Below are 11,261 nucleotides of genomic sequence, written 5' to 3' on the forward strand. Positions count from 1 at the left end.
GGGCTGAATGTTGTTACCGACTCACCTGCTTCAACGTCTCGGCAATCAGAAACGCCAACTCCAGCGACTGATCGGCGTTCATCCGTGGATCGCAATGGGTGTGGTAGCGGTCCGACAAGCCGTCTTCGGTAATCGGACGCGCGCCGCCGATGCATTCGGTGACGTTCTGCCCGGTCATCTCGATGTGAATCCCGCCGGCATACGTGCCCTCCGCCTGATGCACCTGGAAGAACTGCTTCACCTCCCCCAGGATCTGCGCGAAGTCGCGGGTCTTGTAGCCGCTGCTCGCCTTGATCGTGTTGCCGTGCATCGGGTCCGAACTCCACAGGACTTTCTTGCCTTCGCGCTCGACGGCACGAATCAGCCCCGGCAGATGATCGCCGACCTTGTTGGCGCCCATGCGCGCGATCAAGTTCAGACGACCGGGATCGTTGTCCGGATTGAGAATGTCGATCAGGCGAATCAGGTCGTCGGTGTTCATGCTTGGGCCAACTTTCACCCCGATCGGGTTCTTCACGCCGCGCAGGAATTCGACGTGTGCGCCGTCCAGCTGACGGGTGCGGTCGCCGATCCACAGCATGTGAGCCGAGCAGTCGTAGAAATCGTTGGTCAGGCTGTCGCGGCGCACGAAGGCTTCTTCGTAATTGAGCAACAACGCCTCGTGCGCAGTGAAGAAGCTGGTCTCGCGCAATTGCGGCGACGTGTCCATTCCGCAGGCACGCATGAAGGCCAGCGTTTCATCGATACGATTGGCCAACTGGCTGTACTTGTCCGACAGCGCCGAGTTGGCGATGAAGTCCAGGTTCCACTGATGCACCTGATGCAGGTCGGCAAAGCCGCCCTGGGCGAATGCACGCAACAGGTTCAGGGTCGCGGTGGACTGGTGATAGGCCTGCAGCAGACGATCCGGGTCCGGCACGCGGCTTTTTTCATCGAAGCCAATGCCGTTGACGATGTCCCCGCGATAGGCCGGCAGCGTCACGCCCTCCACGGTTTCGTCGTTGGACGAACGCGGTTTGGCGAACTGGCCGGCCATGCGCCCCACCTTGACCACCGGGCAGCCCGCCGCGAAGGTCATGACAATCGCCATTTGCAGCAACACCTTGAAGGTGTCGCGGATTTTCGCGGCAGAGAATTCGAAGAAGCTCTCGGCGCAATCGCCACCTTGCAGCAGAAACGCGCGACCCTCGGTGACCTCGGCAAACTGTCGGCGCAGCTCGCGGGCTTCACCGGCGAACACCAACGGCGGGTAGCTGGCCAGGGTCTGCTCGACACGCAATACGTGGTCGGCATCGGGGTACTGAGGTTGCTGCTGGATAGGCAGCGCCCGCCAGCTGTCGGGGCTCCAGGGTTGGCTCATGATGAACTCGAATTCAGTGCGATCGGACGGCCATGGTAGCAGTTCATCCCGATAATTTGCGTGACCTGCCGGGGGCGCATGCCTGACAATCCGCGCTTTCCCGTGCTCTGATCTCTTTAACAGCGCGCGCGGCGGTCTGGAATCTGTGGGAGCGAATTCATTCGCGAGACAGCGGTTCAGCCTACACATCTGTATTGGCTGGGCCACCGTATCGCGAATAAATTCGCTCCCACAGGGTTAACCCCCAAAACTTTTGGCAAGAGAGCAGCAATGACCGAGGAGCGTGTAGAGCGCGTGCTGGCTGAAGTTCATGACGACTTCGGCATGATTCGCGTGCTGGAAGTGGACGATTACCGCTTCCTGGAGTTTGGCGATGCCATTGAGCAGAGCTGCACGTTCACGGCCGACCCGGCGTGGCTGGAGTATGACTACACCCGCGCGATGCTGATCGGTGCGTTGTGCCATGAGTTCCCCGAGAGCGCGCTCTTCATGGGGCTCGGCGCCGGCACGCTGACCCAGGCCTGCCTGAAATTCCTGCCGCTGGACGACGTCGAGGCTATCGAACTGCGCCCGGACGTGCCCCGTCTGGCGATGGAGTACATGGGCCTGGAAGACGATCCCCGGCTTTACGTGCGCATCGGCGATGCTCTGGAACTGCTGCCGACGGCCGAAAACGCCGACCTGATCTTCGTAGACTTGTACACCGACACCGGCCCTGCGGTGGGGCATCTGGCGTGGGGCTTTCTGGAAAAGTGCCAGCAACGCCTCAACCCCGGTGGCTGGTTGATCATCAATCAATGGGCCTCGGACGACGGCAAACCGCTGGGCGCGGCGCTCTTGCGCGGTCTTTACCATCGCCACTACTGGGAGTTGCCTGTGAAGGAAGGCAACGTGATTCTCATCGTGCCGGCTGATCTGGAACAGAGCCTGGACATGGACGCGCTGATCGGGCGCGCCGAAGGTCTGGCGCCGCAACTGGGTTACTCGTTGCTTCCACTCATCAAGACCTTGCGTCCGGCAACCTGATCAACGTCCCGTGAAAACGGGGCTGCGGTCTTCCAGCAGGGCGTTCAAGCCTTCTCTGGCGTCGTCGCTGTCGATCACCCGCCTGACCAGCATCGGCAGCGTTCGCGCCGCGGCCTCCTCGCCTTCGAGCACCGTTTGGCGCGCCGACTCCAGCGTGGCGCGAATGCCCAGCGGCGCGCGATCGGCGATGTGCTGCGCCAGTCGCAGGGCCGACGGCAGCAGTTCCTCGGGCGCCATCACTTCCTGCACCAACCCCATGCGACAGGCCTCGTGCGCGTCAAACTCATCGCCGGTCAACAGCCAGCGCATGGCGTTGCCCCAGCCAGCGATCTGATGCAGGCGCAGCGTCGCGCCGCCGAACGCGAAAATGCCGCGCTGGACTTCCAGGTGGGCGAAGCGCGAATTGCTGGCGCACAGGTTGATATCGGAGGCGAGCATCAGTTCGATCCCCAGCGTCAGGCAGTAGCCTTGGGCGGCGACGATCACCGGCTTGCTGACCCTGGGACCGACGAATAACCCCCAGGGATCGCAGCCTCCCGGCGGCACTTTCCAGCCTTCTCTGAGTGAGGGGCCTGCCTCGACGAGATCCAGTCCCCCCGTGAAATGGTCGCCGTGGGCGAACACCACCGCCACCCGAGCCAGTTCGTTGCGCTCGAACTCGCCGTAGGCCAGGCTGAGCTGGTTGAGCATTTCCATGTCGAAGGCGTTGCGTTTGGCGACTCGATCGAGCCCGATAAGCATGATGGCGCCACGCTGTTCCCGGGTGACGTGGCCTTTGATCGAAGAGGTCATGTCCGAATTCCTGCGTGCAGAGGAGAAGTGGAGGGTGGGCTGCCTGACTGATGAGGTGAATCGTTTAAGCCCCCGCCGCCAGTAATACCGGGCTCTTGAAAAATAGACACTGACACAGGTTTGCGCAAAGCCTGTGACAGTTGGACGCAAGGTCTTCTTTCTCTGAAAAAAATCCTCACTTTTTTTGGCAATTCCGGTATAGTGCGCGCCGGCCTTTCATAGGGCCCTCGTCACGGTATGGGTTTGCGAAGCCTTCTTCTCAAGCCGGTTCGGTTACGAACTATCCTTGACGATCCATTCATCAATACGTTTTCGCAAATCCCCGCCGACAAAGCAGCCAGGGTGACTCTAGGGTCTTACACGGCACGCGCAGCTTTGAAGCATGGGTCTTTGCGGATGCACTCAGAGGCAGACCCATGACCCAGGAAACCGGCGGCTTCGCCGCTTTTAATCTCAATCCGAATATTCTTGCAGCCGTCGCCGCGACTGGCTACGAAGAGCCTTCGGCCATTCAGCAGCAATCGATCCCGATCATCATGGCCGGCCAGGACATGATCGGCCAGGCGCAGACCGGTACAGGTAAAACTGCCGCGTTCGCCCTGCCTATCCTGCATCGCATCGATCCTGCCAAGCGCGAGCCGCAAGCCCTGATCCTGGCGCCAACCCGTGAGTTGGCGCTGCAAGTTGCAACCGCTTTCGAAACCTACGCCAAGCAGATGCCGGGCGTTACTGTTGTGGCTGTCTACGGCGGCGCGCCGATGGGCCCACAGTTGAAAGCCATCCGTAACGGCGCTCAAATCGTCGTTGCCACCCCAGGCCGTCTGTGCGACCACCTGCGTCGTGACGAAAAAGTCCTGGCGACCGTGAACCACCTGGTTCTCGACGAAGCCGATGAAATGCTGAAACTCGGCTTCATGGACGACCTGGAAGTCATCTTCAAGGCACTGCCGGCAACCCGTCAGACCGTTTTGTTCTCGGCCACCCTGCCGCAGTCGATCCGTGCCATCGCCGAGCGCCATCTGCGTGACCCGCAGCACGTCAAGATCCAGACCAAGACCCAGACCGTTACCGCGATCGAGCAGGCTCACCTGCTGGTTCACGCTGACCAGAAGACCTCTGCCGTCCTGAGCCTGCTGGAAGTCGAAGATTTCGACGCCCTGATCATGTTCGTCCGCACCAAGCAAGCCACCCTGGACCTGGCCAGCGCCCTGGAAGCCAAAGGCTACAAGGCCGCTGCGCTGAACGGCGACATCGCCCAGAACCAGCGTGAGCGCGTGATCGACTCGCTGAAAGATGGCCGTCTGGACATCGTTGTCGCGACCGACGTGGCTGCCCGTGGTCTGGACGTTCCGCGCATCACTCACGTGTTCAACGTCGACATGCCGTACGATCCGGAATCCTACGTTCACCGTATTGGCCGTACCGGCCGTGCCGGTCGCGAAGGCCGTGCGCTGCTGCTGGTGACTCCACGTGAGCGCCGCATGCTGCAAGTGATCGAGCGTGTTACCGGTCAGAAGGTTGCCGAAGTTCGCCTGCCAGACTCGCAAGCTGTTCTCGATGCCCGCATCAAGAAACTGACCAACAGCCTGGCGCCGCTGGTTGCCGACGCTGAAGCCAGCCACGGTGATCTGCTTGACCGTCTGACCGCTGACATCGGTTGCACCCCGCGTGCACTCGCTGCTGCACTGTTGCGCAAAGCCACCAACGGTCAAGCGTTGACCCTGGCTGCCATCGAGAAAGAACGTCCACTGGTACCGAACAGCGCGCCGCGTGGCGATCGTGCTGATCGTCCATCGGGTGACCGTCCTGATCGTGGTGATCGCGAGCGCCGTGCGCCAATGCCGCTGGCTGAAGGCCGTGCACGTTGCCGTACCGCGCTGGGCGCGCGTGATGGCATCGCTGCCAAAAACCTGCTGGGTGCCATCCTCAACGAAGGTGGTCTGGCTCGCGAAGCAATCGGTCGCATCCAGGTGCGTGACAGCTTCAGCCTCGTCGAGCTGCCAGAAGATGGCCTCGAGCGTCTGCTGGCCAAGCTGAAAGACACCCGCGTTGCCGGCAAGCAGCTGAAACTGCGTCGCTATCGCGAAGACTGATCAGTGCTGAGCTGATCGTCTGAACAAAAAAATCCCCGACTGGTTCGGGGATTTTTTTTGTCTGAAGGTTCATGTGGGATCTAGCCGGCTCGCGAAGGGTTCATTACATCCACTCAATCAGCATTGGCTGACATCGATTATTCGTGAGCGAGCTCGCCGATATAGTGTGCATTTCCACTATTTGAGGTGACGCTGATGGTTTGTTTGTCCTAACGGCCAAACTGTTCCGCCTTCGGCGGGTTACTTGAAAAGACCCCAAGTAACCAAGGGTCCTATGCTCCTGGTTGGGCCCGACTTCGTCGGGTTCCTTCACTTCGGCGACGCTCCGTGGGCCCGCGCCGAACGGACATCCATGTCCTAGCGGCGCTCTCGCGGCATCCATGCCGCTCGTCCCACTCCGCATCGCCTGCGTTCAGCCTGCACCCAAGTCGCGTTTTGTGGTGTCTGGGCTGCTGCGGTATGAAGATCAAAAGCCAGAGCGCGCGTTGCGCTGTTTAGATTCAACACCTCAATCATTGAATAAACATAAAACCTGTGGGAGTTAGCTTGCTGACGAATGCGGTGTGTCATTCACCTTTGGGGAAACTGGCTCACTCCCATCGCGAGCTAGCTGATGGTTCCCACGCTCCGCGTGGTAACACATTCAATGACGCTCTGCGTCATCCAGGATGTGGCGCATGTTGTCAGCCTTTGCGACCCTCAAGAAACGGACCGACACCACTGGTTTGAGAACTATAGATACTCCCACACGTAGTAATCGCTTCGGCGCAGCCGGACGGCTCACCCAAACCTGTAAATATCCATCCCCAGCGCGCCCATGGTGAAGCCTTGGTGCGAGATGCTGAATGCACCCCCCGCGCCGCGTGCGAAGTAGAGCGGCAGCAGGTGCTCGTCCGTCGGGTGATTGCGCACGGCATTCGGTGCCTGGCGGCGGTAGTCGTGCAGCGCTTCCTCGTCGTTGGCGGCCAGTTTCTCGACCATCCAGTCGCGGAACGCCAGCGCCCATGGCTCAACGCTCTCCGGTCCAGAGTGCCAGTCCAGTTCGCGCAGGTTGTGGGTGATGCTGCCCGAACCAATGACCAGAACCTCTTCCTCGCGCAGGCGGTTCAATGCCAGACCCACACGTGTCTGCAGGGCAGGGCCCATGCGTGAAGGCAGCGAAACCTGAACAATCGGGATGTCGGCCTGCGGGTACATCAGCGACAGCGGCACCCAGACGCCATGGTCGAACGGGCGACGGGTGTCCACCTGGGCGGGCAGATCGGCGGCCGCGAGCATGTCCAGTACGCGGCGGGTCATTTCCGGAAGGCCGGGCGCCGGGTATTGCACGGCGAACAGGGCGGCCGGGAAACCGCCGAAATCATGCCAGGTTTCCGGCTGCGGGTTACCGTTGACCCGTAACTCGTTGCTTTCCCAATGGGCCGACACGATGACGATGGCCTTGGGGCGCGGCAGTTCGGCCGCCAGACGCTTCAATGCCGGGCCGCTCTCGCCGGGTTCCAGCGCGAGCATCGGGGAGCCGTGAGAAATGAACAGGCTGGGGAACATGTCGGGCGTCCTGAGCGTATAAGATAAGCAGCATGATCAGGCAGATCATTGATCTAAATCTAATATAAGTTTTAGTGCCGTTTGATCGAATTATCAGGAGCATTTATGGAGCCGCAGTTTTGGCATGAGCGCTGGGCGATCAATCAGATTGGCTTCAATCAGTCAGAGGTGAATCCCTACCTTCAGAAATTCTGGCCGGAATTGAACCTGAAACCCGGTGAACGAGTGCTCGTGCCCTTGTGCGGCAAAAGCATCGACCTGCACTGGCTTGATCAACAGGGCTTTGAGGTGGTGGGTGTCGAGATATCCGAGAAGGCCGTTCAGGACTTTTTCAGCGAGGCCCGAGTCGAGCCTGCACTGGAAGTTAAAGGCCGGTTCAAGGTCTACAGCCATGGGGCCTGCGAGATCTGGTGCGGTGATTTCTTTGCGCTGACCGCCAAGGACATCGGCAATTGTTCGGCGCTGTACGACCGCGCCGCCTTGATCGCACTGCCGTCTGACATGCGCTGGCGCTACGTTGAGCACCTCAACCGTATTCTGCCCGCCGATTGCCGTGGCCTCTTGATCTCTCTGGATTACGAGCAGTCGGAGATCGATGGCCCACCGTTCTCGGTCCCAGACGACGAAGTGATGCAATTGCTGTCACCCGAGTGGCGGGTGAAGCTGATTGCCGATGAGGATGTGCTGCAAAAGAGCCGCAAGTTTCTGGAGGCCGGCGCGAGTCGCCTGATCGAGTCGGCGTATCGGATGTTCCGGCGTTAGTATCAGGCAAAAGAAAAGGGCGACTCGCGTCGCCCTTTCTCGTTATTGCAGGTGAATCAACATTGCAGGTGAATCAACATTGCAGGTCAATCAACCGCGACGGCGCAGTGCTTCAATGCGGTCTTCCAGCGCCGGGTGGCTCATGAACAGGCCAGCAAGGCCGTGCTTCAGGCCGCCGTTGATGCCGAACGCGGTCAGGCTGTCAGGCATTTGCACCGGAACGCCTTGTTCCGAGCGCAGACGCTGCAGCGCGCTGATCATCGCACCCGTACCGGCCAGGCGGGCACCGGCATCGTCGGCACGGTATTCACGCTTGCGTGAGAACCACATGACGATGGCGCTGGCCAGGAAGCCCAGTACGATCTCGGCGAAGATGGTCGCGATGTAGTAGGCGATGCCCTGGCCTTCTTCGTTCTTGAAGATGACCTTGTCGACGAAGTTACCGATGATGCGGGCGAAGAACATCACAAAGGTGTTCACCACGCCCTGAACCAGCGCCAGCGTGACCATGTCACCGTTGGCGACGTGGCCGATTTCGTGGGCCAGCACCGCTTTCACTTCATCCGGCGAAAAACGCTCCAGCAAGCCTTGGCTGACCGCGACCAGCGCGTCGTTCTTGTTCCAGCCCGTGGCGAAAGCGTTGGCCTCGTACGCCGGGAAAATCCCGACTTCCGGCATCTTGATGCCCGCTTCGCGAGCCAGTTGCTCTACGGTTTGCATCAGCCACTGTTCGTGACGGGTGCGGGGTTGGGTGATGATCTGGGTCCCGGTGCTCATCTTCGCCATCCACTTGGAGATGAAGAGCGAGAACAGCGAGCCGGCGAAACCAAATACGGCGCAGAAGATCAGCAGCTGATTGAGGTTGAGATCAACCCCGTTGGCCGCCATGAACCCGTTGAAGCCAAAAAGGCTCAGGGTGATGCTGGCAATCAGCACGACCGCAAGGTTAGTGGCCAAAAACAGCAAGATGCGCATCATGGTGTTGAATTTCTCCTCGTGAAGAATGTGTAACGTGTTGCGGGGTATATAAGGTGATGTCGGTGCGTATTCAACCGGGCGACTATTTCAAACTGTGTCGTTTGGCGTCACCAAGGCAATTATGGGCCATTTGCGAGAGGGTGGGGGTAGAGCGATTGTTGCGCGAGCGACGGTGACGACATGGATTGTAGGCGCGCGCTTGCCCGCGATTGCGCTTTGTCAGGCGATCAAGACTTCACAGACAAACCGCAATCGCGGGCAAGCGCGCTCCTACAGGCGCAGCATCACTGCTTGTACGACTTCAGGAAATTGCCGATTCGGCCGATCGCCTGCTCCAGGTCATCCACACGCGGCAGTGTCACCACGCGGAAGTGGTCCGGCCATGGCCAGTTGAACGCGGTGCCCTGAACGATCAGTAGCTTTTCCGAGAGCAGCAGATCCAGCGCGAATTTTTCGTCGTTGTGGATCGGGCAGACTTTCGGGTCGATGCGCGGAAAGGCGTACAGCGCCCCCATCGGCTTCACGCAACTGACACCGGGGATGTCGTTGAGCAGTTCCCACGTACGGTTACGCTGCTCCAGCAGGCGGCCCGGCGGCAGGATAAGGTCGTTGATGCTTTGATAACCGCCCAGCGCCGTCTGGATCGCATGTTGGCTCGGCACGTTGGCACAAAGACGCATGTTCGCCAGGATGTCGATGCCTTCGATGTAGCTTTGGGCATTGTGCTTGGGGCCGGAAATCGCGATCCAGCCCGAACGGAAACCGGCCACCCGGTAGGATTTGGACAGGCCGTTGAAGGTCAGGCACAACAAGTCCGGCGCCAGCGATGCGGTGCAGATGTGCACGGCGTCGTCATAGAGGATCTTGTCGTAGATTTCATCGGAGAACACCACCAGATTGTGCTGGCGAGCGATTTCCAGCATGCCCAGCAGCACCTCTTTCGAGTACACCGCGCCGGTCGGGTTGTTCGGGTTGATGATCACCATGGCCTTGGTGTTCGGGGTGATCTTGGCCTTGATGTCGTCCAGATCAGGCCACCAGTTGGCTTGCTCGTCGCACAGGTAATGCACCGGGTTGCCGCCGGACAAGGCAACAGCCGCTGTCCACAACGGATAATCAGGCGCCGGAACAAGCACTTCGTCGCCGTTGTTCAGCAAGGCCTGCATCGACATCACGATCAGCTCGGAGACGCCGTTGCCCAGGTAGATGTCTTCGATGCCGACACCTTCGACCTGCTTTTGCTGGTAGTACTGCATCACCGCCTTGCGCGCGCTGAACAGGCCTTTGGAATCGCTGTAGCCCTGGGCGGTCGGCAGGTTGCGGATCACGTCCTGCAGGATTTCGTCCGGCGCCTCGAAACCAAACGGCGCCGGGTTGCCGATGTTCAGCTTGAGGATGCGATGGCCTTCCTCTTCCAGGCGCTTGGCGTGCTTGAGCACGGGCCCGCGAATGTCGTAGCAGACGTTGGCGAGCTTGTTCGATTTGCTGAACTGCATGGTGATTGATCCCGAAAATGGACGGTCCGCAGTAGACGAAGAAGGCGGACCGCTGAGCACAACGCCATCAAAATGGGTTTGTATGCGAGAAACGCGGGTGACAGACTGGCGTCTAACGAAGGCGCAATCATACGTGCCACCCGATCCGTGGAAAAGACACAGATCGGGCTTTTTCAGTTGTGGAGGTGTACCCGTGGAAAAGCTGGAAAAAACCCTCGAAGAATGGAAACAGATGCTTGATCCAGAGCAGTACAACGTCTGCCGACTCAAAGCCACCGAGCGGCCTTTCACTGGCAAGTACAACAGCACCAAGACCGACGGCGTCTACCATTGCATCTGTTGCAACGAGGCGCTCTTCGACTCCACCACCAAGTTCGATTCCGGCTGCGGCTGGCCGAGCTTCTATGCGCCGATCGAGGGCAGTGCCGTGGTAGAAGTGCGCGACGTCAGCCACGGTATGATCCGTACCGAAGTGGTCTGCGCCAAATGCGACGCGCACTTGGGGCACGTGTTCCCGGACGGTCCTGAGCCAACAGGTCTGCGTTATTGCATCAACTCGGTGTGCCTGGACCTGGTGCCCCGCGAAGCCTGACCGCGTGCCCTGACTGTATGGCCCGGTATCACCGTCGATAATTAAATAGCGCGCCAACCAATGGCGCGCTAATTTGGCCGCTGGATCCTTTTCGAGGCTTCGCCATGAGCGAGACGTTGCTGAACATTCCGGTGCAGACCATCAAGGGCGAGCAGAAGACGCTTGCCGATTACGCTGGCAAGGCGGTGCTGGTGGTGAACACCGCGAGCAAATGCGGTTTCACGCCTCAGTACAAAGGCCTTGAAGAGCTGTGGCAGCGTTACAAGGACCGGGGGCTGGTGGTGTTGGGCTTTCCGTGCAACCAGTTCGGTAAGCAGGAGCCGGGCAACGAGGGCGCGATTTCCGAGTTCTGCGAGTTGAACTACGGCGTGAGTTTCCCGTTGTTCAAGAAGATCGACGTCAACGGCGGCGATGCCCATCCGTTGTTCGTGCAATTGAAGAAGCAGGCGCCCGGTCTGTTGGGGTCTGAGCGCATCAAGTGGAACTTCACCAAATTCCTGATCGGCAGGGACGGCAAACTGGTCAAGCGTTATGCGCCGTTGACCAAGCCCGAAGAGCTGAAATCCGACATCGAAGCGTTGTTGAAATAGGAGCCGTCATACGCCTCGAGCGGC

10 protein-coding genes are annotated in these 11,261 nt (G+C 59.7%); 5 read left to right on the forward strand and 5 right to left on the reverse strand.

Translation table 11 applies throughout. The features are described 5' to 3' along the window. Positions 1–13 precede the first annotated feature (13 nt). Complete coding sequence (locus tag BLS87_RS27510; protein WP_074757675.1) at positions 14–1,360, reverse strand: class II 3-deoxy-7-phosphoheptulonate synthase; 1,347 nt, start codon at positions 1,358–1,360, stop codon at positions 14–16. 270 nt (positions 1,361–1,630) lie between these two features. Between BLS87_RS27510 and BLS87_RS27515 the strand changes: the two genes are divergently transcribed. Next, complete coding sequence (locus tag BLS87_RS27515; protein ID WP_074757677.1) at positions 1,631–2,386, forward strand: spermidine synthase; 756 nt, start codon at positions 1,631–1,633, stop codon at positions 2,384–2,386. Here the strand turns inward: BLS87_RS27515 and BLS87_RS27520 are convergent, their stop codons facing one another. Continuing rightward, entirely contained in the window at positions 2,387–3,178 is a 792-nt protein-coding gene (locus tag BLS87_RS27520) for a crotonase/enoyl-CoA hydratase family protein (RefSeq protein WP_074757679.1), read from the reverse strand. It lies immediately after the preceding gene. Positions 3,179–3,594: 416 nt separating this feature from the next. On the opposite strand from BLS87_RS27520, the gene BLS87_RS27525 reads away from it, so the two are divergent. Beyond that, complete coding sequence (locus tag BLS87_RS27525; protein WP_074757681.1) at positions 3,595–5,271, forward strand: DEAD/DEAH box helicase; 1,677 nt, start codon at positions 3,595–3,597, stop codon at positions 5,269–5,271. Positions 5,272–6,051: 780 nt separating this feature from the next. Here the strand turns inward: BLS87_RS27525 and BLS87_RS27530 are convergent. After that, positions 6,052–6,819: a DODA-type extradiol aromatic ring-opening family dioxygenase gene (locus tag BLS87_RS27530; protein WP_074757683.1), complete on the reverse strand. Its 768-nt coding sequence runs from the start codon at positions 6,817–6,819 to the stop codon at positions 6,052–6,054. 105 nt (positions 6,820–6,924) lie between these two features. On the opposite strand from BLS87_RS27530, the gene BLS87_RS27535 reads away from it, so the two are divergent. Further along, on the forward strand, positions 6,925–7,581 hold the full coding sequence (locus tag BLS87_RS27535; protein WP_074757685.1) for a thiopurine S-methyltransferase: 657 nt from the start codon (positions 6,925–6,927) through the stop codon (positions 7,579–7,581). A gap of 90 nt (positions 7,582–7,671) precedes the next feature. Here the strand turns inward: BLS87_RS27535 and htpX are convergent, their stop codons facing one another. Together htpX and BLS87_RS27545 are read right to left on the reverse strand one after the other, a co-directional pair. Beyond that, on the reverse strand, positions 7,672–8,559 hold the full coding sequence (gene htpX / locus BLS87_RS27540) for a protease HtpX (protein ID WP_062380349.1): 888 nt from the start codon (positions 8,557–8,559) through the stop codon (positions 7,672–7,674). A gap of 284 nt (positions 8,560–8,843) precedes the next feature. Next, on the reverse strand, positions 8,844–10,055 hold the full coding sequence (locus BLS87_RS27545) for a pyridoxal phosphate-dependent aminotransferase (RefSeq protein WP_074757687.1): 1,212 nt from the start codon (positions 10,053–10,055) through the stop codon (positions 8,844–8,846). A 193-nt stretch (positions 10,056–10,248) separates the two neighbouring features. Between BLS87_RS27545 and msrB the strand changes: the two genes are divergently transcribed. Further along, entirely contained in the window at positions 10,249–10,647 is a 399-nt protein-coding gene (msrB, locus tag BLS87_RS27550; protein ID WP_074757689.1) for a peptide-methionine (R)-S-oxide reductase MsrB, read from the forward strand. Positions 10,648–10,751: 104 nt separating this feature from the next. After that, a complete protein-coding gene (locus BLS87_RS27555; RefSeq protein WP_074757691.1) occupies positions 10,752–11,237 on the forward strand; it encodes a glutathione peroxidase in 486 nt (161 codons plus the stop codon). Positions 11,238–11,261: the final 24 nt, after the last annotated feature.

The organism is Pseudomonas abietaniphila, from assembly GCF_900100795.1.
Lineage (GTDB): Bacteria > Pseudomonadota > Gammaproteobacteria > Pseudomonadales > Pseudomonadaceae > Aquipseudomonas > Aquipseudomonas abietaniphila.